The 23,477-nt window shown below is 31.8% G+C and carries 21 protein-coding genes and 2 other annotated features; of the genes, 15 read left to right on the top strand and 6 right to left on the bottom strand.

Going from position 1 to position 23,477, the window contains the following annotated elements; translation table 11 throughout:
• Positions 1-51: 51 nt before the first annotated feature.
• The 4 genes from J2Z43_RS11555 to J2Z43_RS11540 all read left to right on the top strand — a co-directional run bounded on the left by J2Z43_RS11555 (position 52) and on the right by J2Z43_RS11540 (position 4,483).
• Complete coding sequence (locus tag J2Z43_RS11555) at positions 52-894, top strand: putative sporulation protein YtxC (RefSeq protein WP_234926375.1); 843 nt, start codon at positions 52-54, stop codon at positions 892-894.
• Positions 895-1,058: 164 nt separating this feature from the next.
• Positions 1,059-1,661, top strand: a complete 603-nt coding sequence (locus tag J2Z43_RS11550) for a DUF445 domain-containing protein (RefSeq protein ID WP_209457338.1) — start codon at positions 1,059-1,061, stop codon at positions 1,659-1,661.
• Between the two features lie 145 nt (positions 1,662-1,806).
• Positions 1,807-2,026 (top strand) — a binding site (T-box leader).
• A 56-nt stretch (positions 2,027-2,082) separates the two neighbouring features.
• A complete protein-coding gene (gene thrS, locus J2Z43_RS11545) occupies positions 2,083-4,002 on the top strand; it encodes a threonine--tRNA ligase (RefSeq protein ID WP_209457337.1) in 1,920 nt (639 codons plus the stop codon).
• A gap of 328 nt (positions 4,003-4,330) precedes the next feature.
• Positions 4,331-4,483, top strand: coding sequence for a hypothetical protein (locus tag J2Z43_RS11540; RefSeq protein WP_209457336.1), 153 nt, complete (start codon positions 4,331-4,333; stop codon positions 4,481-4,483).
• 163 nt (positions 4,484-4,646) lie between these two features.
• Here the strand turns inward: J2Z43_RS11540 and J2Z43_RS11535 are convergent, their stop codons facing one another.
• The gene (locus tag J2Z43_RS11535) at positions 4,647-6,050 is read right to left on the bottom strand and encodes an ATP-dependent metallopeptidase FtsH/Yme1/Tma family protein (RefSeq protein WP_209457335.1); all 1,404 of its coding nucleotides are present in this window, start codon (positions 6,048-6,050) and stop codon (positions 4,647-4,649) included.
• Between the two features lie 333 nt (positions 6,051-6,383).
• Between J2Z43_RS11535 and infC the strand changes: the two genes are divergently transcribed.
• The 3 genes from infC to rplT all read left to right on the top strand — a co-directional run bounded on the left by infC (position 6,384) and on the right by rplT (position 7,586).
• Complete coding sequence (infC, locus tag J2Z43_RS11530; RefSeq protein ID WP_209457334.1) at positions 6,384-6,944, top strand: translation initiation factor IF-3; 561 nt, start codon at positions 6,384-6,386, stop codon at positions 6,942-6,944.
• A 26-nt stretch (positions 6,945-6,970) separates the two neighbouring features.
• Positions 6,971-7,165, top strand: coding sequence for a 50S ribosomal protein L35 (rpmI, locus tag J2Z43_RS11525; protein WP_024620795.1), 195 nt, complete (start codon positions 6,971-6,973; stop codon positions 7,163-7,165).
• 64 nt (positions 7,166-7,229) lie between these two features.
• Positions 7,230-7,586: a 50S ribosomal protein L20 gene (gene rplT, locus J2Z43_RS11520; protein WP_024620796.1), complete on the top strand. Its 357-nt coding sequence runs from the start codon at positions 7,230-7,232 to the stop codon at positions 7,584-7,586.
• Positions 7,587-7,652: 66 nt separating this feature from the next.
• Here rplT and kynU read toward each other — a convergent pair whose 3' ends face one another.
• The 3 genes from kynU to J2Z43_RS11505 all read right to left on the bottom strand — a co-directional run bounded on the left by kynU (position 7,653) and on the right by J2Z43_RS11505 (position 10,881).
• Positions 7,653-8,939: a kynureninase gene (gene kynU, locus J2Z43_RS11515; RefSeq protein WP_209457333.1), complete on the bottom strand. Its 1,287-nt coding sequence runs from the start codon at positions 8,937-8,939 to the stop codon at positions 7,653-7,655.
• 119 nt (positions 8,940-9,058) lie between these two features.
• Complete coding sequence (locus J2Z43_RS11510) at positions 9,059-10,240, bottom strand: MFS transporter (RefSeq protein WP_209457332.1); 1,182 nt, start codon at positions 10,238-10,240, stop codon at positions 9,059-9,061.
• A gap of 200 nt (positions 10,241-10,440) precedes the next feature.
• On the bottom strand, positions 10,441-10,881 hold the full coding sequence (locus J2Z43_RS11505; RefSeq protein WP_209457331.1) for an Lrp/AsnC family transcriptional regulator: 441 nt from the start codon (positions 10,879-10,881) through the stop codon (positions 10,441-10,443).
• Between the two features lie 415 nt (positions 10,882-11,296).
• Here J2Z43_RS11505 and J2Z43_RS11500 point away from each other — a divergent pair, with 415 nt between their 5' ends.
• From J2Z43_RS11500 to J2Z43_RS11460, 8 genes are all read left to right on the top strand, one after another.
• Entirely contained in the window at positions 11,297-12,673 is a 1,377-nt protein-coding gene (locus tag J2Z43_RS11500) for a TrkH family potassium uptake protein (protein ID WP_234926374.1), read from the top strand.
• A 33-nt stretch (positions 12,674-12,706) separates the two neighbouring features.
• Positions 12,707-13,378 (top strand): potassium channel family protein, encoded by a 672-nt coding sequence (locus J2Z43_RS11495; protein WP_209457330.1) that lies wholly within the window; start codon positions 12,707-12,709, stop codon positions 13,376-13,378.
• A gap of 2 nt (positions 13,379-13,380) precedes the next feature.
• On the top strand, positions 13,381-14,175 hold the full coding sequence (locus J2Z43_RS11490; RefSeq protein ID WP_209457329.1) for a TrmH family RNA methyltransferase: 795 nt from the start codon (positions 13,381-13,383) through the stop codon (positions 14,173-14,175).
• A gap of 186 nt (positions 14,176-14,361) precedes the next feature.
• Positions 14,362-14,586, top strand: a binding site (T-box leader).
• A gap of 48 nt (positions 14,587-14,634) precedes the next feature.
• Positions 14,635-15,654, top strand: coding sequence for a phenylalanine--tRNA ligase subunit alpha (pheS, locus tag J2Z43_RS11485; RefSeq protein ID WP_209457328.1), 1,020 nt, complete (start codon positions 14,635-14,637; stop codon positions 15,652-15,654).
• A 15-nt stretch (positions 15,655-15,669) separates the two neighbouring features.
• The gene (gene pheT / locus J2Z43_RS11480; RefSeq protein WP_209457327.1) at positions 15,670-18,060 is read left to right on the top strand and encodes a phenylalanine--tRNA ligase subunit beta; all 2,391 of its coding nucleotides are present in this window, start codon (positions 15,670-15,672) and stop codon (positions 18,058-18,060) included.
• 23 nt (positions 18,061-18,083) lie between these two features.
• Entirely contained in the window at positions 18,084-18,644 is a 561-nt protein-coding gene (zapA, locus tag J2Z43_RS11475) for a cell division protein ZapA (RefSeq protein WP_209457326.1), read from the top strand.
• Between the two features lie 117 nt (positions 18,645-18,761).
• Entirely contained in the window at positions 18,762-21,200 is a 2,439-nt protein-coding gene (locus J2Z43_RS11470) for a DUF3656 domain-containing U32 family peptidase (protein WP_209457325.1), read from the top strand.
• Positions 21,201-21,451: 251 nt separating this feature from the next.
• Complete coding sequence (locus J2Z43_RS11460; RefSeq protein ID WP_209457324.1) at positions 21,452-22,282, top strand: nitroreductase family protein; 831 nt, start codon at positions 21,452-21,454, stop codon at positions 22,280-22,282.
• Between the two features lie 164 nt (positions 22,283-22,446).
• Here J2Z43_RS11460 and J2Z43_RS11455 read toward each other — a convergent pair whose 3' ends face one another.
• Positions 22,447-22,992: a Gx transporter family protein gene (locus J2Z43_RS11455; RefSeq protein ID WP_209457323.1), complete on the bottom strand. Its 546-nt coding sequence runs from the start codon at positions 22,990-22,992 to the stop codon at positions 22,447-22,449.
• Positions 22,993-22,996: 4 nt separating this feature from the next.
• Entirely contained in the window at positions 22,997-23,404 is a 408-nt protein-coding gene (locus J2Z43_RS11450) for a NusG domain II-containing protein (protein WP_234926373.1), read from the bottom strand.
• Positions 23,405-23,477: the final 73 nt, after the last annotated feature.

Below are 23,477 nucleotides of genomic sequence, written 5' to 3'. Positions count from 1 at the left end.
CTAAAATAAACTTTTTTCATATTATAAAAATAACACTACAATAATGCAGAGATGGCCGACAAGAAGGGAGCGATGAAGTTGATAAGCAAAGATAAAATTTCGGATAAGAAGTTTTATAGCAACAACATCAATAATAAATTAATATATACAAACGGGATAGTAGAGGTAGTAACTAGTTCGGGAAAAAATGAAGTTATATCTAGAAAAGTTATTGACGATAAAGTTTTTAGTAGCGAGGGCCTGAATCTAGATGAAATAACAGAGAGAATAACTAATAAAATTATAAAAATTATGAGAGGTGAGGTTTTAAAAGATTATATACAAAGTCAATATGGAAAAGCTTATCCAAAGGAAATTGACAATATTTACGAGCATTCATTGAAAATATTTAGCAACAAAGAAGTATTCATCAGAGAGACAATATTTATGAGGGTAAGTAATTATATTTTAGAAAATGATTACATAAATATCGACGGATTTATAAAGTTCAGGATGAAGGAATTTATAAAATATATCTCTGCAATAGCTGACATTTCTTTGGAGGAATACTTAATAAACAGAGATCACGAAGAATTTATAAGAGTACTTAAGTACTTTATAGATACTCAAGATGTAAAGATCGATCTGTTAAAAGTCCATATAATGGAGGATAACAGCTTCGTACTTTATGATAAAAATGGTGACAAAATAGATAGTATAGATGATGAAGATATTATAAATATGGTTATTAGAGAAAACTTAAACTACGAAGATTTCTTGATAAGTACTCTTCTTTCACTATGCCCTCGAAAAATTGAAGTAATGGATACATTAAATAGCAATAGTTCAAAAGAGATTATAGATACTTTGAAGTCTATTTTTGAAAATAGGATAGATATAATATCTAATAACTAATATATCTAGAATAAATTAGTTATCGATTCATTTTATATTTATTCAAGTAAAGGAATTGTGTTTTAATCTAATTCTAATAAATTAAACCTTTTTAATTAAAGTCACATGGCATATAATTGTATAGTAGAATTATGATAGTATACAAAAGATAAGGAGATTTAGTCATGGACAATTTGATAAAAATACTAATATTGGCATCTATAGGTGGGGTTATTGGATATATTACCAATGTCGTTGCAATCAGGCTTATTTTTAGGCCAATTAAAGCTATAAAAATACCAATTTTAAATATAGAAATAATAGGGCTAATACCAAAAAGAAGAGAAGAAATTGCAACTAACATAGCTAAAATAGTTGAGGAAGAATTTATATCACTTGATGAAATACTAGACAACGTAATCACTGAAGATGATAAAGATGAAGTAGTGATTTATATAAAATCTAGGATTAGTGTTCTGCTGAATGAAAAAATTTCATATGTGCCATCAGGTATTAAAAAACTTATAGAGGGATATCTTAATGATATGGTAGAAGAAGAGGTAAAAAATAGCATAGACGATTTAAGTAAAGGTATGATGGCAAAGGCAAGTGAGCGCATAAATATTCAAGAAATGATTGAAGGGAAAATTAATGAACTAGACTTATTAGTTTTAGAAGATCTAATAATAAGTGTAGCAAAAAAAGAATTGAAGCACATAGAGTTCTTAGGACTTGTTTTAGGATTCTTGATAGGAATCGTTCAAGGACTAATAGTTGTGTTTATGTAGTTTATAATAAAAATAATCAAAATTACAAAAAATTAATATAAATATTATAATAATCGAATAAAATTTAAAAAAAATGTAAAAATATCAATAAAATATTATTGACGACTGGAATTTTTTCTGATACAATTTGAAATAACATTTAAGATAATACGCAATGAAAAGGAAAAGTAGATTAGAAACCATTTTTAGAGAAATTGGGTCTTGGCTGAAAGCCCATTTAATAGGTCTATTCGAAAAACTACCTTGGAGCGGAATGTGAGTAGCTTTGTAAAAGCATTCGGATGACTACCTTATAGTCAACAAGAGGACTGCAGTTAGCTGTATGTCAACTTGGGTGGAACCGCGATATTACAGTCGCCCCAAATATATATTTGGGGCGATTTTTTGATTTTTAATATAAATATAAACAGGAGGAATTACTATGATAAAAGTTGCATTAAAAGACGGATCAATCAAGGAATTCGAAAGTGGAATTTCAGTTATAGATGTAGCTAAATCGATAAGTGAAGGTTTAGCTAGAAATATATTAGCAGCATCAGTAGACGGAGAATTAGTAGGTTTAGACTACGCTTTAGATAAAGACTGTGAACTTAACTTATTTAAATTTGAAGATGAAGAAGGAAAGGATGTATTCAGACATACATCTGCACATATACTTGCTCAAGCATTAAAAAGATTATATCCAGAGGTTAAACTTGCTATAGGGCCAAGTATAGAAAATGGTTTCTACTACGATATGGATATGGAGCATAGACTTATTCCAGAAGATCTAGAAAAATTAGAAGCTGAAATGAAAAAGATCGTTAAAGAAGATCTAAAGCCAGAGAGAATGGAACTTCCTAGAGACGAAGCTATCGAGCTAATGAAGAAACATGGTGAAGACTACAAGGTAGAGCTTATATCTGATCTTCCAGATGGTGAAATAATCTCTTTCTACAAGCAAGGTGATTTTATAGATTTATGTAGAGGGCCACACCTTCCATCAACTAAGAAAGTTAAAGCTATAAAACTTTTAAGTATAGCAGGAGCTTACTGGCGTGGAGATGAAAAGAACAAGATGCTTCAAAGAATATACGGTATATCTTTCGAGAAGAATAAAGATTTAGAAGAGTACCTACACTTATTAGAAGAAGCTAAAAAGAGAGACCACAGAAAAATAGGAAAAGAATTAGACCTATTTATGATGCCAGAAGAGGGACCAGGATTCCCTTTATTCTTACCAAAAGGTATGGAACTTAAAAATGAACTTATGAAGTATTGGAGAGAAGTTCACAAGAGATATGAGTATGTTGAAATAGAAACTCCAATAATATTAAATAAACAACTTTGGGAAACTTCAGGTCACTGGTTCCACTACAAAGAAAATATGTACACTGTACAAATAGATGATGAAGATTATGCAATAAAGCCAATGAACTGTCCAGGATCACTTATATTCTACAACCATAAACAACATTCATACAGAGATTTCCCAATGAGAGTTGGAGAAGTTGGTAGAGTTCATAGACATGAGTTATCAGGAGCACTTCATGGACTTATGAGAGTTAGAGCATTCACTCAAGATGACGCGCATATATTCATGTTGCCAGAGCAAATTAAAGACGAGATAAAAGGTGTAGTTGCACTTATAGATGAGCTATACAAAACTTTCGGATTTGAATATCACTTAGAGTTATCAACTAGACCAGACAACTCAATGGGTAGTGATGAAGAATGGTCAAATGCAGAAAACGGGCTAAGAGAAGCTTTAGAGGAATTAAACCTTCCATATATACTAAATGAAGGGGATGGAGCTTTCTATGGACCGAAGATAGACTTCCACTTAAAAGACTGCTTAGGAAGAAGTTGGCAATGTGGAACTATCCAATTAGATATGCAATTACCTCAAAGATTTGATATTACTTATATAGGTCAAGATGGTGAAAAACACAGACCAGTAATGATCCATAGAGTTGCACTTGGAAGTATAGAGAGATTTATAGGTATACTTATAGAGCAATATGCTGGTAAATTCCCGGTTTGGTTATCACCAACTCAAGTTAAGGTACTACCTATATCTGATAAATATATAGACTATGCTAATGAAATAAAAGACACTCTTTACAAGCAAAATATAAGAGTAGAATTAGATGATAGAGCAGAAAAGATAGGATTTAAGATAAGAGAAGCTCAACTTGAAAAAGTTCCTTACATGATAATAGTAGGAGAAAAAGAAGTTGAAGAGAAAAACATCTCTGTTAGATCTAGAGATAAAGGTGAACTAGGAAACATAAGCTTAGATGAATTTATCTCAAATATAAACAATCAAGTTGCATCAAGAGAAAATGTAGAACTTGATTAATTAACTCGCTAGAACATATTTTATATACTAAAAAGCTGTGTATTACTTATATGTTAGTTTACAATAACTAACAAGGTGTACGCAGCTTTTTAAATGCAAATAATTAAGACTGCAAGTAAAAAGATTTAAATTAGAAATTAAATCTATTTATTATATAACTTAGGGAATAGGAGGTTATATAATAAATAGAAATGATTTTTAGTTATCATATAAAAAATAAATACAAAAATGTGTCCACTTTTACTGGTTAAATTCGTTAGAATATATAAGTAAAAATATGGTATAATACTAAGTTAATACCAAAAAAAGTAGAGGAGAAGTGAACATAATGAAAAACATAAGAAAAATAGCAAATTCAACTAAATCATTAATTTTTCCAGCTATAATATTGCTTCTTTTAATCTTGGTAATTCAGCCAGAAAATATTAGTGGGGCTATGTATCCTACTTATAAAGTTAGAGATTATGTAGTTATAAAATAAAATCTCGACCTTAAATAAATTGATTAAAAGAGGTGGGGCATTGCAATTAGTAAAATATAATACAAAAGAAGTCCAAGGAAAATTATAGTAATTGTCCATGAACTTCTTTTTTATCTATTTAAATTAAAATCATTTAAATTAATTTAGATACATTATTTGAAATCTAATTTGCAGCCTCTTTCCTTATTAAAGACTTAAGCTCTTCGTGAGTCATAGTTTCGTTTTCAAACAGATGATTAGCCAAAATATCGAGGTCATTTCTGTTGCTAGTAAGCAATTCAATAGTTTCGTTATAGCAATTTTGAACTATTTTATTAGCTTCAATTTGTATCCTTTCAGACATAAAAGTCTTATCATTGCCGTCGATAGTCATAAACCCGAGATCGCTCATTCCATATTCACAAACCATTTGATTTGCAATTTCAGTAACTTTTTTTAGATCGTCCTTAGCTCCTGTAGATTTATGATTAAAAATAATCTCTTCGGCAGCTTTACCAGCAAGTAAGATTTTGATTTTTCCTATAAGTTCTTCCTTAGTATAGATGTATCTATCTTCATCAGGTAGTTGAAGTACATATCCTAAAGCCTGACCTCTAGGAACTATAGAAACTTTTTGTATAGGGGTTATACCTATGATGTCACTTACCAGAGCATGACCTGATTCATGGAACGAAACAATTTTCTTTTCTCTCTCTATCAATGAAGAACTTTTAGATTCTAGTCCCGCAATAACTCTTTCTAGAGCTTTATCAAAATGAAGAGAAGTAATATGTTCACTATTTTCTCTAACAGCGAATATAGCAGCTTCATTAGCTATATTTGATAAATGGGCACCATTAAAACCGTGTGTTTTTTTAGCTAAAGTTTCAAGATTTACAGATTTATCAATAGGCTTGTTATCTGTATGTACCTTTAATATCTCGAATCTTGTGTGATAGTTTGGAGCGCCCATGTGTATATGTCTGTCAAATCTTCCAGGTCTAATTAACGCTTCATCAAGTAAGTCCATTCTATTTGTAGCGCCTATAACTAATACATTTGAATCTTTATTGAAACCATCCATCTCTACGAGTAGTTGGTTTAATGTTTGGTCCTTTTCATTATTGCTCTCCATATGTCTTTTTACACCAATAGCATCAATCTCGTCTATAAATATAATACTAGGTGCATCTTTTCTTGCTTTTTCAAATAGAGCTCTAACTCTCTTTGCACCGACTCCAACATATTTTTCAACAAACTCAGAACCAGTGATATTGAAAAAGGCGGAGTTGGTTTCTCCAGCTACAGCTGAAGCAAGTAGCGTTTTACCTGTCCCTGGAGGTCCATAAAATAATACACCCTTAGGAATTTTTGCACCCATTTTTTTATACTTATCAGGTGATCTCATAAAATCGACTATTTCGAATAGCTCTTCTTTAACTTCCTCAAGTCCTGCTACATCTTTAAATGTAGTTTTGGGATGTGTTGAGTAAGCGTCATCGTTTTTCTCTTCTTTTTCTAACTTGGTCTGTGCAAATGCAGGCACAGGGTTTTTAATTTTTTTGAAAAAATTGTTTAACATATTCATTATAAACACCTCTGGTAATTAATTATTTGATGTCTTTATATTTTCCATATTTAAGATATTTTATTATTATTTTCATTGGTAATTTAAGGCATATACTTTTTGTGTAAAATATGGGATAATAAAATAATGAAAATACAAATGATTAATGTGCATAGATCAAAAAAAAAATAAAAAAAACTTGCATATATTCATTATAAATGGTATAGTATATGAGGAAAAGAAATAAAGAAGAAGTCCGCTTCTCACCTTGCAACGAAAGTTAGCAAGGTATATATAAGTTAAAGCCTAATGTGTAAATTTTAGAGCTTTATTATTTAGAGACTTATATGGCGGATGATTATATCATTCGCCATTATTTATATAAAAAAACGGAGGTGTCTAACAATTAGCAAAGAGTTAGCAATCAATGAGCAAATAAGAGACAAAGAGGTAAGACTTCTATCATCTAATGGAGATCAACTTGGGATAGTGGCTTTAAAAGAAGCACAATCTATGGCAGATGAGCAAAATTTGGACTTGGTTCAAATTTCACCAAATGCAAAACCATCAGTGTGTAAGATAATGGACTATGGTAAATTTAGATATGAGCAATCTAGAAAAGAAAAAGAAGCTAAGAAAAAGCAAAAAATAGTGAGCCTTAAAGAAGTAAGACTTAGACCGGGTATTGAGGAAAATGATTTAAATACTAAAGCCAATAACGCTATTAAATTCCTTAAAAAAGGGGATAAAGTCAAAGTTGAACTTAGATTTAGAGGAAGAGAACTAGGACATAAAGATTTAGGAAAAGTAGTTATGCTTAAATTTATAGATATAGTTAAAGAGTTTGGTGAACCAACAAAAGCCCCAGCATTTGAGGGAAATAATATGGTTGTAATTATAGATCCAAAAAAATAGATGTTTAATCGAGAGGAGGAAACACCATGCCTAAAATGAAAACTCATAGAGGTGCAGCAAAGAGACTTAAGAAAACAGGAAGCGGAAAGTTAAAGAGAGCTAAAGCTTACAAGAAACATATATTAACTAAGAAATCTGCTAAAAGAAAAATGAACTTAAGAAAATCTACTCTAGTAAGTGATGGAGATGCTAAAAGAATAGCTCAATTATTACCATACTAAGATCGGATTAATAACATTATAAGAAAATAATAAACATAAGGAAAACATAAAGGAGGTAATAACGATGGCAAGAGTAAAAAAGGCTATGAATGCCCGTAAAAAGCACAAAAAGATATTAAAACTTGCTAAAGGATTCAGAGGATCTAGAAGCAAATTATATAGACCAGCGAATACTTTCGTAATGAAAGCATTAAAGAACGCATATATAGGTAGAAAGTTAAAGAAGAGGGATTTCAGAAAACTTTGGATACAAAGAATAAATGCAGCAGCTAGAATGAATGGTATATCTTATTCAAGATTAATGAATGGATTAAAATTATCTGGCATAGAAGTTAACAGAAAAATGTTATCTGAATTAGCTATACAAGATCCAGAAGGTTTCGCTAAATTAGCAGAGACAGCTAAATCAAAATTAGCTTAATTATAAATTGAATGTTTGATATCATTATAAAAAAACCCTAGAACATCGGTTCTAGGGTTTTTTTATTTAATAAACTAGTATACGTTCTTCACTGAATTCTTCATAGAATTTTGTAGCGACTATTGATTCTAGCACATCTACAAGCGTGTGAACTTCTTCATAAGTATTGTAAAGTGCTATAGGGGCTAGACGAATTACATTTGGTTCTCTATAATCAGGTACTATATTTTTAGCTTTTAATGCAAAAGATATTCTATATGCTTCGTCGTGTACAAGTGAAACATGACCACCACGCATATGATCATCAGTTGGATTAACATAACTATATCTGTATTTAACAAGTCTTTCATCTATTAGATACATTAAATAAGCAGTTATATGTAGAGATTTTTCACGTAAATTATCAAGTCCAGCTTCTTTGTATATCTTAAGTGATCCTTCAAGTGGAGCCATAGAGAGAAGATTTGGAGTACCAGTCTGTAAGCTAGTAGCATTTAACTCAGGTTCATATGTATGTCTTAATAAAAATTGAGTTTCATCCTTATTTCCAAACCATCCAGTTAATCCAGGAACAGTACCAAAGTATTTTTTATTTAAATACACTCCAGCAGTAGCACCAGGCCCAGCAGAAAGGTATTTATAGTTACACCAAACAGCAAAATCAGGCTGGATATTTTCGAAATCATGTGGAACTGAACCGATAGAATGGCAAAGATCCCATCCTATGATGATACCTTTTTTATGAGCAGCATCAGTTAGTTTTTTCATATCTAAGAGTTGAGAGCTACGATATAGTACTGCTGGTAAAAGAATTAACGCTACATCATCTGTCATTGCTTCTATAACTTTATTTTCATCTATAAATTTACCGTCTTGGCTTTTTACAACTTTTACTGTATCTTCAATTTCTAGTCCTTTAAGGCGTACGATACTGTCTACAGCGTATCTATCTGTAGGGAAGTTTAAGTCATCAACAAGTATTTTATACTTCTTATCAGTGGGTTTGTATAAAGTTGAAATTGTTTGATGAATTGTAGATGTTGTCGTTCCAGTGATACAGATTTCTTCAGGTGAAGCATTTATGTGTGGAGCTAAAAGTTCAGCAAGAACATCTGAGTAGCGGAAATAACGACTATCTTCTACATTCCAAATTCCTATTGCATGGTTTTTCCATTGATCTACCATATTATTAAGAGAATCTAAAGCGTCTTTTGAACAAAGCCCCAAAGAGTTACCATCCATATAAATCTTGTTTTCTAACATATAAAATCTTGATCTAAATTTCTTTAAAGGATCCTTTAAGTCGAGTTCTAAAGCATAATCCATCCCTAATTTAAAATTTCTATCTAACATTTAATTACCTCCTAAATTTCAAATATATTTATAGAATACAAGTCGATCACTATTTTATTGAAATAATTAACGATCTCTCATAAAATCTAACAAATTAAATACTGCATATTGTTTTACTCCTAAACACTTTTCGATTTAGTTAATTTTTTCGAAAAAGATAAATATGCAATTGAAGCTGTTCCAAGTAATGACACAACAGTCAATAATAATGTACCTGCATTCCATCCTGATACTTCAACTACCTTAGATACTATAGGCGATCCAATAAATATACCTATGTAGTAGAATAAGTATATAATAGAAAATGTTGAGCCTATCAGCGACGGACGTTTAACCATTTTGTTAACTGCAATTGATATCGATGATGAAACAAGGCTTAAACATGCAGAAGCGAAGAAAACCTGCCCTATCAATATACTGTTTGTCAAACGAACAGTTAAAAAACAAGCTACTGAAAGAACAATGTACGATATTAAAGTAAGAGCTACTGGCTTTCCAGTTTTATCAGTAACAAGTCCTGCGATTACGCCAAATGGAACTGCGAATAATCCAAATAAACTAGTAAAATAGTTTGATTTGTCTGGGCTCAAATGATAAACTTGCGTAAATATTTGTGGATAGACAGTAATGAATGTAAAGAGTACAAATGACATACATCCCATTGCAAAAGCTAATAACCAAGTACTTTTATTGCTTGCAGCTTCTCTTAAACCACCTTTTTCCTCTGTGTTAGAATCAGATTCTTCTGGACCATCAAGTAAAAAGTAATAACACAGTATAATAATGAAAGAAGCAATCGCCATTATATACCAGATACTTTTTAGGCCAGTTGATAAGTAAATAGGCCTAAAAATATTCATACCAATCATGGATGCCAAGGCTGAAAATGTACCAAATATACCTATGGCTAGTCCTGCAGATCCATCTCTAAACCAAAAATTAATATAAATCATTGAGACCATCATTATCATTGAGAAAGAAATGCCTTCAATTACTCGGCTTATCAATAGCAATGAAAAGCTATTGCTGATGGCTCCTAATATATTACCTAAAAATAAACAAACCATTATAAACACACTTACTTTTTTAACTCCAAATTTATTAAGAATACCTCCTCCAGGAATTGCTAGAAAAAGTGCAGAAAATGTGAATATCGATGTAAGTAGTGAAGTCTGACTCATACTGATATTCATAGTGCTAGATAATTCATTGAATATTGGGACTATTTTAAGCTGACTTAGAGACAGTACTGTCGCCCCGATATACAGGATTAAAAATTTTATCCATTTGTTTTTGATCATTTATGACCTCCTTGTATAACAATAATTTTTACATTCTTAATACACCTGATTTACTTGATTAAGTCTATTATAGAAAATAAAGAGACATGCTAATATGAAAATTTGAATTATTTTGACAATATTTTTTTACAAATAGAAGATTATTTTATGAAAAAAATGCAAAATAAAAGTACTCTTTAAAAAAAGTACTTGAAAAATTATTAATCGACAGGAGTTATAATACTGTTCTCCAATGGGGAGTTTAAGATGATAGATGTATTTATATGTGCATAGGGCATTAATTCTTCTAAGAGTTCATTCATTTCAGTCACATTTTTAGTAGAGCCTTTTGCTATGTAGTTAATTTTACCGGTAACAGCATGTAATTCAGTAATACATTTTTTAGAAAGCAAAATCTCACATATTTTGTTAAAAGACACTTTAATATCGCTAATATGAATGTAGAAGCTTACATTTAGACCTACAGATTCTGGTGAAACATGATTAGAAAACCTTTTCAAAACGCCCTTTTCAATTAATTTGTTCACACGTTCATTAACACTTGGTCTGCTTAAATTTACTTTAGACGATAGATCCGTTATAGAAATTCTAGAGTCTTCTTGAAGTAAGAGAATTAATTGCTTATCAATGCTATCTAACATAATTTTCCTCCCGTGATTATACATTTATAAAATTTATCCTAAAAAACTAGACTTTTATAGTTTTTTATTGTTATTGTAAAGTTATTTTTTTCTTCAGAAATTTAATATAATAATACGATAATATAATCTTATTGTCAAAGCATACAATACTAGAAGCATTTAGCAAAATAGAGTTATAATAGTAAGCAAAGTGTAAAAAATTATACATAAACTTAACTTTAGATAAGCTATTCAAACATTTGGAATTTACAAAATTGTATACATATCTGTTAAATAAAAGTTAAATAATATAGTAGGAGAATCATCGTATTGTTTTTAGAGAACCTTTGTAATATAATATAGTAATGGTTGAAGGAAGGGGCTAAAAAAGTCGAAATTTATCCTCAACATAATTGAAATTAGGAGGGGCGTTAAATTGAATAAATTGGTAAAAAGACTTCTATCATTAGCAAATAAAATGAAACCAGTTCAGATAATCGTTATTGGATTTGCTTCTGTGATACTAATAGGAAGTCTTTTATTGACATTGCCTATCGCTACACATAGTGGTGAAAGTGTTGGGTTTATAGATGCTTTGTTTACAGCTACTTCTTGTGTTTGCGTCACTGGGCTAGTTGTAGTCGATACAGGTACAACCTGGAATTTGTTTGGGCAGATTATATGTATAACTCTTATACAAGTTGGTGGACTTGGATTTATGACAGTCGCCACGATGTTTGCAATTTTTACAAGAAAAAAGATAAACTTAAAGGAAAGGCTAGTTATACAAGAGTCTCTTAATCAGTTTGATTTATCAGGGCTTGTTAAGCTTGTTAGGTATGTGGTTCTTATAACATTTTCAATAGAAATTATAGGAGCACTTATACTGTCGACTGTTTTTGTACCGCAATTCGGTGCAGTGAAAGGAGCATGGTTTAGTGTATTCCATGCAATATCGGCCTTCTGTAATGCGGGGTTTGACTTATTGGGACCTACATCTGGTAAGTTTACATCGATTACATCATATGTAAACAATGCCACAGTATCTCTTACAATATCGATGCTTATAATATGTGGAGGTCTTGGATATCCTGTAATGTTAAATATCGCAAAGGAAAGAAAGTTTTCTAAATTTAATTTACACACAAAATTAGTATTAATATCAACAGTGACACTTATCTTTGTGGGTATGGCACTGATATTTATAATAGAATATAAAAATCCAGATTCGATAGCACCGCTTGGAATGAAAGGTAAGTTACTAGCATCTTTATTCCAATCAGTAACATCTAGAACAGCTGGATTTAGTACGCTTGACTTGACTGCAATGGATGAGAGCAGTATATTCGTTATGCTTATCCTGATGTTTATTGGGGCATCGCCGGCATCAACCGGTGGTGGTGTTAAGACGACAACACTAGCTGTGCTTATACTTACTGTAAAGAGCTTTATAACTGGGAAATCGGATATAGAAGTATACGAAAGAAGAATTGCACCATCTGTTGTAAAAAAATCATTGGGTATATTTATTGTAGGTATTGCAGCAGCTGTTACAGGAACATTGCTTATTTCAATGACACAGCCTGGATTTAACCTAACTGAATCGGCGTTTGAAGTTGTTTCAGCTTTAGCAACTGTCGGAAGTAGTTTGGCTGGTAGTGCAAACTTAAACCTATTTGGTAAATTATTGATTATTTTCTGTATGTTTATGGGTAGAGTTGGATCGCTTACTATATTTATGGCAGTATTATCTTTTGGCCATAAAAAAAATCAACCGATAAGCTATCCAGATGGTAAAATAATAGTAGGATAAAATAAATTAGTTATTTATGTGGAGGAACATTAAATGAAACAATATATTGTTATTGGATGCGGAAGATTTGGTAGTTCTGTTGCGACAACTATAAGTCTTCTTGGAAATGAAGTTATGGCAATTGATAAAAATAAGGAAATAATACAAAATCTTTCTGATAAAGTTACTCATTCGGTAATTGTAGATGTTACAGACGAGCAGGCTCTTAGATCTCTTGGGCTTGGGAACTTCGATGTAGCTGTAATTTCTATAGGATCCGATATAAGAGCATCTATAATGGCTACTCTTATTGCAAAAGAAATGGGAGTTCCACAGATAATTTGCAAAGCTAAAGATGAGCTTCAAGCAAAAGTTTTCTACAAAATAGGCGCTGATAGAGTTGTATTTCCAGAGAGAGATATGGGAGTAAGGGTTGCACACAACTTAGTTTCAGACAATATACTGGACCATATAGAGCTTGATCCAGAGTATTCTATAGTTGAAATAGTAACTCCGAGTAAGTGGATAGGAAAGACTTTAGTTGACCTAGAACTTAGAGTTAGATATGAGATAACTGTACTTGCAATAAAAACTGGAGACGAGATAAATGTAACTCCATCTCCTGAGGAAAAACTAGAGTTAGGAAGTATACTAGTAGTAATTGGACAAAATTCAAAGATCAGTGAAATTACTTCAGAGAGTCACAGTATGCCTAGGAGAAAATAAGAATGATTAAAATGATAGTAAGTAGGGACAATGAAAAATTAAAATACACAAGGTCGCTACTAAAAGCAAAGAATAGAAATAAAGAGTCTAAATTTATTGTAGAGGGATTTCGTATCCTTACACTTGCTGTAGAGTCGAATTCAGATATAGAGTATATATTTATAAATGAAGATTTTGAAAGTAAAGAAGAACACAAAAAATTAATTAAAGAATTTGAAGCTAGAAAAGTGGATATATACAAGACATCAAATAAAAATTTTAATGAACTTGTGGATACTGAAAATACTCAGGGCATTATAGGTGTTAGAAATTTTGTAACTAAAAATTTAGAAGACAATTTATCAGATGAAAAGTTTATCGTAGTTTTGGACAGGGTACAGGATCCAGGCAATATGGGAACTATTATAAGAACTGCCGATGCTGCTGGAGTTGAGGCAGTAGTAGTTTTAAAAGGAAGTGTAGATATATACAACCCTAAGGTAATTAGATCTACAATGGGCTCTGTATTTTCAATGAAAATTATCTTAGCTGATGAACATGAAGTAGCAGATATTTTAAATGAGAAAAATTTTAACATAGTTTCTAGCTATTTGGATACTAATAATTACTATGATAAAGTTGATTACGGATCAAAAGTAGCCTTAGTTATAGGAAACGAAGCTAATGGCATAAGTGATTTTTTAGTATCAAAGTCAGATACTTTGGTTAAAATACCAATGTATGGAAGTGCTGAATCGCTTAATGCGGCAATCAGTTCTGCGATATTGTTATACGAGATAAAAAAACATTTAGTCTAAATAAATAATCTAAAATATAAAATGACATTATAAACAAATCTAATTTCTGAAATAAGTAGTAATGTCGTTTTTTATTTATGGTAACAAAAAAATAATAATCTAATATATTATGGTTAATCGTAATTATTCCATACTATTGAATAAAATAAAAATTAATGGTATAATTATTAACTAATGTAATACTATATAAATACTGTGAAAGAGATAAGTATTTTGTTTAAACTTAGTACAGAGATAAACACAATAGCTGGAAGTGTTTTCTAAGAACTCAAAAGAAATTCGCTCTGGAGTATGTTAGCTGAAAACAAGTAAGCTATCACGTCTGAACGCGTTAAGTTTTTCGAGTGGTTTTGCGAAAGTATGTAAAACTACTAGGGTGGTACCGCGAAACTATAGTCTTTCGTCCCTAGCTGGGATGAGGGGCTTTTTTTATATAAAAAAATAGAAAGGGTGATATTGATGCAACAAAAACTGCTAGATTTACAAGATGTAGCTTTGAAAGAAATTAGAGAAGCTTGCAGTATGGACGATGTAGAAAACCTTATAGTAAAGTACCTGGGTAAAAAAGGTGAATTAAGGTCAATACTTAAAGGTATGGGAAAACTATCTGAGGAAGAGAGACCTGTAATAGGTAAAGTAGGAAATGAAGTAAGAGATGAAATAGAAGATAGTTTAGCTACTAAGAAAGATGAATTAAAAGAGATAGTCAAAAAAGAGAAACTTTCTAAAGAAGTCATAGATGTTACTTTACCTGGTAAAAAATACGAAATAGGTAAAAAACACCCTATTACTCAAATTATTGATGAAGTTTCAGAAATATTTATCGGTATGGGATTCTCAATAGCAGAAGGTCCTGAGATGGATACAGTTGGCAATAACTTTGATGCGTTAAATGCTCCAAAAGATCATCCATCTAGAGATATGACAGATACATTTTATATAAGTGATGATTTACTTCTTAGAACACAAACATCTCCAGTTCAGGTGAGAACTATGAGAAATTCAGAGCTACCTATAAAGATAATTTCTCCAGGGAGATGTTTTAGAAGAGATACTCCTGATGCTACACATTCACCAATGTTCCACCAAATAGAAGGTATGGTAGTTGGAAAAGATGTTACTATGGCGCAATTAAAATGGACTCTTGACGCATTTGTAAAGAAATTATTCGGAGAAGATACTAAGACTAAATTTAGACCTCACAACTTCCCTTTTACAGAGCCAAGTGCAGAAGTTGATATAACTTGCTTTAAATGTGGTGGGAAAGGTTGCCCTACATGCAAACAAGAAGGTTGGATAGAGATATTAGGTTGTGGTATGGTTCACCCTAATGTACTTAAAAACTGTGGAGTAGATCCAGAAGTTTATAGTGGTTTTGCATTTGGAGTTGGAGTTGAAAGACTTGCAATGTTTAAATACGAGATAGATGATATAAGATTATTATTCGAAAATAATAAAAGATTTTTAAATCAATTTTAATAGGGAGGTTTTTATATGTTAGTACCTTTAAAATGGCTAAGAGACTACGTTGATATAGATATAGATGTAAATGAATTCGCTGACAAGATGACTATGTCAGGAAGTAAAGTTGAAAAAGTGGATTTCTACGGAGAAGATATTGAGAATGTCTTAGTAGGAAAAATACTTGAGATAAAGCAACATGAAAATGCAGATAAACTCATAGTTACAAAAGTAGATATAGGTAAAGAAGTTATACAAATAGTAACTGGTGCCGAAAATGTATCTGAGGGAGATTATATTCCTGTTGCGGTACATGGAGCTAAGCTACCAGGTGGAGTAAAAATAAAGACTGGTAAGCTCAGAGGAGAAGTCTCTGAGGGGATGATGTGTTCAGCTGAAGAGTTAGGAATAGATCCTCACTATGTAAAAGAAAATAGTAAAGATGGAATCTTAATACTAGATTATGAAGAGTCATATGAGCTAGGTAAAGATGTAAGAGAAGTCCTTGGATTAAATGATGCTCTTATAGAATTTGAGATAACATCAAATAGACCAGACTGTAGGTGCATACTAGGAATAGCTAGAGAAGCAGCAGTTACTCTAGGTAAGAGGAAAAAGTATCCAGCAGTAGTTGTAGAAGAGAGCGAAGAAGAAATAAAATTTGATATAAATATAGAAAATCCAGATTTATGTAGAAGATACACTGCTAGAATGGTTAAGGATGTTAAGATAGAAGCCTCTCCATACTGGATGCAAAGAAAGCTTATTGAGGCAGGGGTAAGACCTATAAACAACATAGTAGATATTACAAATTATGTTATGTTAGAGATGGGGCAACCAATGCACGCATTCGATTTAAAACAAGTCTCTACTGGAAAAATAATAGTTAGAAATGCTGAAGAGGGAGAAAAATTTGTAACTCTAGATGATACAGAGAGAGAATTAGATAAGGATATGCTTGTTATAACAAATGGCGAGCGTACACTTGCCCTTGCAGGCGTTATGGGTGGAGCTAATTCAGAAGTTACAGATAATACAACTGAAATCTTATTTGAAAGTGCGAATTTTAAAGCAGAAAATGTAAGAGCTACATCTAAAAGACTAGGTCTTAGAACTGAGTCTTCCTCTAGATTTGAAAAAGGGATAGATCAAGACTTAGCATCTTTAGCAGTAGATAGAGCCGCTCAACTTGTCGAACTATTAGGGGCAGGAAAGGTCTTAAAAGGCGTTGTAGATGAGTACCCTACAAAGCATGAATCTAAGAGCATAACTGTAAGTGTTGATAGAATCAACAAGCTTATAGGAATTGAAATACCAGCTAACGAAATGGTAGATATTTTAGAAGCGCTAGAATTTAAATGTATTTTAACACCATCAAATGAAATCTTGGCAGAAGTGCCAAGTTATAGATTAGATATGGAGCAAGAAGCAGATTTTGTTGAAGAGATAGCTAGAATTTACGGTTACGATAAAATACCTGCTCTAGAGCTTGAGGGAAACCCGACACTAGGTATAAAAACTGACAAACAAAAGTTTGGCGATGTAATAAAATATACATCAACTGCTTTAGGATTAGATGAAATACTTACTTATTCTTTTGTAAGTCCAAAAGGAATTGAAAAAATAAATGAGCCAAAAGATAGCTCTAAACATAATTTTGTAAAAATACTTAACCCACTTGGTGAAGAGACATCTGTAATGAGAACAACTCTTATACCAAATATGTTAGATGTAGTAGCTACAAATATTTCTCATAGAGTTGAAGAACTATCTGCATTTGAATACGGACATATATTTGAAGAGGCTGATGTGGAGCCAAAACAATTTGGTAGACTTTGTATAGGAATGTATGGAAAAGGAAAAGACTTCTTTACTTTAAAGGGAATAGTAGAAACTATATTAGAAAAAATCGGGTTTAAAGGATACGAAATTGAACCAGAAAATAATAATACTACTTTCCACCCGGGAAGATGTGCTAAAATAGTATATAACAACAAAAATATTGGTACATTAGGTGAGTTACATCCTGATGTAATAGAAAATTACGACTTAGGTCAAAGAGTGTATGTTGCAGAAATAGAGACTGACTTTGTATTTGATAACTCTGACAAGACTGTGTTATACAAGCCGCTCCCAAAATATCCATCGACTTCAAGAGATATAGCCTTAGTAGTTAAGGATAGTATTTATGTAAAACAGATTGATGATATAATAAGTGCAAATGGTAAAGGTTTAGTTGAAGACTTCAAACTATTCGACGTTTATACAGGAGATCAAATAGAAAAAGGATACAAGTCAATAGCGTATTCTATAACATATAGAAGTAAAGATAGAACTTTGACTGATGAAGATGTAGCTAAGGTGCATGATAAGATATTGAGTGAGTTGAGTGAGAAACTAGACGCCAACTTAAGATCAAACTAACGCCTAGTGTAAGGGGGTTTAGTATGAATAAAGTAGTAGTCAAAATTAATGGATCTGATTATACGATGGTAGGAGATAATTCTGAGTCGTATATGATAAAAGTAGCTGATTTTGTAGATCAAGAGATGGGAAAGATTGTTGAGCATAATCCTAGGTTAAGTCTGTCACAAGCAGGGATTTTAACCGCATTAAACATTGCTAACCTACTATTTGAATGTTCAAGTGAAAACGACAACTTGGTCAAAGAAAATGAAGAACTTAGTAAAAATACTAACTCTGCTGATGAAGATTTAAAAAAACAGATAGCCGAATTAGAAGAGAAATTAAAGGCTAAATCAGAAGAATGTGGAAACAAAGATTCTGAGATTATAGAACTTAATGAGAGTATAATATCTATAAAAGAGAATAAGGGCAATAATGCCAGCAATGATGAATTCAAAAATAAGTACGAAGTATTAGAAAAAGAAGTTGCAGAAGCAAAGGAAAGAGCGAAGATATCTGATAAACTAGCTTCTGAATTTCAAAATAAAGCTTATGAGTTGCAGCTAAAATTCACTGAATTAGAAAACTCAATGAATAAATAATAGGCTAAAGTGGTATCAGTAAAAATATTTTTTGTATATTTACAGAAATGGGGGAGCTGTCTCAAATTAAGGAGATAGCTCTTTCCTGTATAATAAAATGATATGGAAGCAGGTAATATGAAAACTAATAAAAACACAAAAGACATTGAATTGCTCGCTCCAGTAGGGTCATTTGAAGCTCTAAAAGCAGCTGTACAAAATGGTGCAAATGCTGTTTATTTAGGTGGAAAAGATTTTAGTGCGAGAGCATCGGCAAATAACTTTGATAGGGAAGAATTAATTGAAGCAGTAAAGTATAGCCATATTAGAGGTGTGCAAGTATTTATAACAGTAAATACACTTATCAAACAGAGAGAAATAGAAGATTTTATAGAATATATAAAATTTTTATACGATATTGATGTAGATGCACTTATAATACAGGATATCGGTATAGCAAAACTAGTTAAAGGACTTCTTCCGGATTTTGAATTACACGCAAGTACTCAGATGGTTGCACATTCTTTAGAAGATGTAAAATATCTGAGTAGTGTGGGATTTGATAGAGTAGTTTTAGCTAGAGAGCTAAACGTAAGTGAAATTAGGCATATTTGCGACAATACAGATGCAGATATAGAAGTATTTGTACATGGAGCTCTATGTGTATGTTATTCAGGACAATGCTTGATGAGCAGTATGCTTGGAAATCGATCAGGAAATAGGGGAAGATGTGCACAGCCTTGTAGACAGATGTACAAACTTATAGATATAGATACCGGAAAAGTTATAAATGAAGATGGAGATTATCTGTTGAGCACGAGAGATTTAAATTCAATAGAAGATATAGATAAAGTTATAGATGCAGGTGTTTATTCACTTAAGATAGAAGGTAGAATGAAGAAACCTGAGTATGTAGCAACAGTAGTATCTAGTTATAGACAAGCTGTAAATGATTATCTAGAAAATGGGGATTTCCATGTATCTGAAAATACAATGGAAAATTTATACACTATATTTAATAGAAGATTTACTAAAGGCCATTTGCTTGGAGATATTGGAGATGACCTTATGAATAGGGAAAAACCAAACAACCAAGGTCTTTATATCGGAAAAGTAATGGATTGCAATAGAAAGTCAAAGAGGCTTAGATTGATGCTTGAAGGTACTCTCAAAAAAGGGGACGGCATAAATTTAGGTGGAGGAACTATTGGTAGAATAATTAAAGATAAGGAAATTTTTGATATAGGATACAAAGGTGAGATCATAGAGCTAGACTTTATAGGTGAGGCAAAGAGAAATCAAAAGATATTTAAGACTTCTGATGGAGAACTTTTGGAGAAAGTCAGAGAAACTTTTAAAGATGATAAAGAGTTTGTTAAGATACCAGTAGAGGCAGATATTGAGATTAAGCTAGGGAAAATTCCTGTTATTACTATGAAGGACTTAATGGGAAATTCAGCTGCTGTTCAAGGTGAGAATCCTGTAGAAGAAGCTATAAAAGTTGCACTTAGCGAAGATAAGGTAAAGACTCAACTTGTAAAACTAGGAAATACACCGTATATTATGCACAATGTAAATATTGATCTTGATAATAATATAAGTATGTCTATAAGTGCTTTGAATAAGATGAGAAGAGAATGTATCGAACTTTTGAGTAAAAAAAGATTAGAAGTACAAGGTAGAAAATTCAAAGATAAGAATATTGAATACAGTGCAAAACCTGCAAATAGAGGTAGTGGAAAAGCCAGTAAATTGAGAGTAAAAGTTAAGAACATAGATCAATTAAATGCAGTATTGGGATATAATTTGGACATTATCTACTATGAAGATATATATACATTAGAAGAGGCAATTAAGGTTTCAGAAAAATCAGGAGAGAAAATAGTATACTCAGCTCCAAGGATTATAAGAAATGGCGAATTTGAATTAATATCTAAATTTAAAGAGACTACTGATAAAATAGGCGTTCAAGTAAGTACATGGGGATCACTTGGTGTTTTTGATGAAAATGAAAAGTATGTAGATTACTATCTAAACTCATTTAATAGTGAATCATTAAATTACTTTAACGGCCAAAATGTAAAATCAGTATGTATGTCTGTCGAAATGAGTCTAGACGAAATAGAGGAAACTTTAAAATTAACAGATGTAGAAGCAGAAGCCGTTGTGTACGCTTATATACCAATGATGATAACAGAATATTGCCCTATGGGAGTTGTAGCAAGAGGCTGTAAGAGGGACAAAAGATGTGCAATATGTTCTCAAAGTAGATACGCTTTAGAAAGCGCTGATGGCGAAAACTTTAAGGTTCAGCAAGATATGTACTGTAGAAGTACCATATACAATTCAAAGCCTCTGTGCATTATGGATGATTTAGATAAATTAAGCCGAGCTGGAATATCAGTATTTAGGTTAGATTTTACATTTGAAAGCGCTCATGAGATAAAAGAGATTGTAGAAGCTTATTTAGATGTTGTTGAAAATGACAACAAGCTAGATAGCAAATCTACTCAATTATATAGGTATTTAGAAAAAAGTGGTATAATGGTAGGACATTACTATGAGGGGATAGATTAATCCCCTAGTATCATATTTGGGAGTCCAGATAAGAAACTATCCAGTGTTAAGGTAAAATCTATAACAAAGAGAATGAAAGAAAAAAGATTTGCAGCTGGTGCTAATAGGGATGCGATGAACAGCATAGAAGAAGTTGGAATAGAATTTCCAGAGTTTTGCAGAGTTAGCTTTGGAGGCTATGAGAGTTAAAAGCGATAAATTAGAATTGTTAGAAATACAATAACTCTTAAAATTAGAGAGGGGGATTTAAATTGATTAAAATTGATGAAAATAAGTGTATAGGCTGTGGAGCTTGTGCTTCTGATTGTCTTCCTACAGCTATAATTATGAAGGATAAAAAGCCTGTTGTAAGAAACAGAATATGTATAGAATGCAGTCATTGCGTTTCTGTATGTCCAGTCGATGCTGTAGAAATGATTGATTACAATAGAGAAGAAGTAATCGAGTACAATAAAGCTACGTTCGATATAGATCCAGAAAATATGTTAAACACAATAAAATTTAGAAGAAGTATAAGACATTTCAAAAATAAAGAAGTAGAAAAAGAGAAATTAGATAATATTTTAGAAGCAGGAAGATACACTCCAACTGCAAGTAACAAACAAGCTACTAGATATATTGTCTTAGACAAAGAGTTAGAAGATATAAAAGTTATGGCTATGAAAGGCCTACACGACTTAGCCGTAAACCACGGTGACAAAGAGCCATTGAAGTCTTCTGCAGTTTACAGAAAGAAGTTTGAGAAAATGTACGACGATTACGTAGAAACTGGAGTAGACATGCTTTTTTACAACGCACCAATGGCAATAATAGTAGTTGTAGATGAATCTCAAAGTGGAGTATTTGCCCGTATAGATGGAGGATTAGCAGCATCAAATATGGAGCTTATGGCTAATACACAGGGATTAGGAATGTGTCATATAGGATTTTTCCTAAGAGCTGTAGGATTTATTCCTGAACTTCAAGAAAAACTCGGATTAAAAGAGGGAGAGGCAATAGCAACTACAGTCGTGCTAGGATATCCTGATGTGAAGTATAAAAGAGGCGCTAACAGAAAAGTAATTAATGTAACTATGAAATAGATAGATTAAAATATAAAAAAACCATCTCAAAATAAAATTTATTTGAGATGGTTTTTTATATAAATAACAGAAAATTGGTTCAAAAAAACCAGTTTTTAAATTCAAAGCCTATCAGCGAAGTGATCGTATTTCAACATATTCGAACCCAGAAGCTTTGGGTCAAATTAAAGGCTTTCTTCTGGTAACAACTTCTCTCTAAACTGCGGAAGTTTTTTTAGATGATTTAGTATATAATTCGCTGATAATCCTATAAAAAATCCTGTTCCTATTCCAGCTATCGACAGTATTGGCAGGTAAATAAATACGCCAAAGTTGTCGAGTATTAATGACGCTGCAAACAGTTGACCTATATTGTGAAAAACTGCAGCCGAGGTACTTACACCTATTACTGATACATGTTTTCCACCAAGTTTTTTAACCAAAATAGTAACTATGAAGCTCAGTATTCCACCTGTAGCGCTGTACAAAAGGGCAGAAACAGTGCTGCCAAGTAGTGTTGAAAGAAGTAATCTTAAAATAAGTACTGTAAATGCTTCTCTGTAATTATCCAGTGTATACACTGAAATAACAATGATTAGGTTCGCTAGCCCCAACTTTGCGCCAGGTGTTATAAATGGCACTGGTATTGTTTTTTCAATTAAAGAGAGTATCAGTGCCATTGAAACTAATAGCGACATATAAATCATTTTAGATGTTTTATTAGTTCTCATATATTTAGTGAGATAGTATTAAATCGTCAGAACTATCTTTCTCCTCTCCTTTAATCTCAATTATAAGTTTATGTGGAAGACAAGCAATATTTTGACCTACTTTTGATATAGATCCCTGTCTTATACAAACTTTATCACTGCAGTTTGCTTCGATCATTTTAACAGTGTTGTTTTTAATCAAGATTTTGTTTTTGTATCCTTTATGTTCTTTATCTTCTATTTCAATGACTTTTTTACCTTTAAAAGATGACAGAGGAATATTGTCATAATTTTTTCCGTCTAATGTTATGCTAACATAAGTGGAATCGTAGTTTGCGAATATAGATGATTTAGCAAAAATAATATTTGGAACAAATGATAAAACAATTAAAAACACTATGATAACAATATCCATTTTCTTTATTATTTTCATGTTAATCTCCCCGTAGTAAAAGTTAAAAATTTAAAACTCTTCTAAATTGAATTTTAAATGAAATGTGAAAAAA

The organism is Metaclostridioides mangenotii (assembly GCF_017873185.1).
Lineage (GTDB): Bacteria > Bacillota > Clostridia > Peptostreptococcales > Peptostreptococcaceae > Metaclostridioides > Metaclostridioides mangenotii.
Note: the sequence above shows the minus strand (reverse complement) of the source record. Positions and strands in the feature narration are given on the sequence as shown.

Bases quoted from the DNA above. Each gene is read 5' to 3' on its own strand.
- J2Z43_RS11555 (WP_234926375.1), top strand. From the start codon at position 52: ATGGCCGACAAGAAGGGAGCGATGAAGTTGATAAGCAAAGATAAAATT.
- J2Z43_RS11550 (WP_209457338.1), top strand. From the start codon at position 1,059: ATGGACAATTTGATAAAAATACTAATATTGGCATCTATAGGTGGGGTT.
- thrS (WP_209457337.1), top strand. From the start codon at position 2,083: ATGATAAAAGTTGCATTAAAAGACGGATCAATCAAGGAATTCGAAAGT.
- J2Z43_RS11540 (WP_209457336.1), top strand. From the start codon at position 4,331: ATGAAAAACATAAGAAAAATAGCAAATTCAACTAAATCATTAATTTTT.
- J2Z43_RS11535 (WP_209457335.1), bottom strand. From the start codon at position 6,050: ATGAATATGTTAAACAATTTTTTCAAAAAAATTAAAAACCCTGTGCCT.
- infC (WP_209457334.1), top strand. From the start codon at position 6,384: ATGATTATATCATTCGCCATTATTTATATAAAAAAACGGAGGTGTCTA.
- rpmI (WP_024620795.1), top strand. From the start codon at position 6,971: ATGCCTAAAATGAAAACTCATAGAGGTGCAGCAAAGAGACTTAAGAAA.
- rplT (WP_024620796.1), top strand. From the start codon at position 7,230: ATGGCAAGAGTAAAAAAGGCTATGAATGCCCGTAAAAAGCACAAAAAG.
- kynU (WP_209457333.1), bottom strand. From the start codon at position 8,939: ATGTTAGATAGAAATTTTAAATTAGGGATGGATTATGCTTTAGAACTC.
- J2Z43_RS11510 (WP_209457332.1), bottom strand. From the start codon at position 10,240: ATGATCAAAAACAAATGGATAAAATTTTTAATCCTGTATATCGGGGCG.
- J2Z43_RS11505 (WP_209457331.1), bottom strand. From the start codon at position 10,881: ATGTTAGATAGCATTGATAAGCAATTAATTCTCTTACTTCAAGAAGAC.
- J2Z43_RS11495 (WP_209457330.1), top strand. From the start codon at position 12,707: ATGAAACAATATATTGTTATTGGATGCGGAAGATTTGGTAGTTCTGTT.
- J2Z43_RS11490 (WP_209457329.1), top strand. From the start codon at position 13,381: ATGATTAAAATGATAGTAAGTAGGGACAATGAAAAATTAAAATACACA.
- pheS (WP_209457328.1), top strand. From the start codon at position 14,635: ATGCAACAAAAACTGCTAGATTTACAAGATGTAGCTTTGAAAGAAATT.
- pheT (WP_209457327.1), top strand. From the start codon at position 15,670: ATGTTAGTACCTTTAAAATGGCTAAGAGACTACGTTGATATAGATATA.
- zapA (WP_209457326.1), top strand. From the start codon at position 18,084: ATGAATAAAGTAGTAGTCAAAATTAATGGATCTGATTATACGATGGTA.
- J2Z43_RS11470 (WP_209457325.1), top strand. From the start codon at position 18,762: ATGAAAACTAATAAAAACACAAAAGACATTGAATTGCTCGCTCCAGTA.
- J2Z43_RS11455 (WP_209457323.1), bottom strand. From the start codon at position 22,992: ATGAGAACTAATAAAACATCTAAAATGATTTATATGTCGCTATTAGTT.
- J2Z43_RS11450 (WP_234926373.1), bottom strand. From the start codon at position 23,404: ATGAAAATAATAAAGAAAATGGATATTGTTATCATAGTGTTTTTAATT.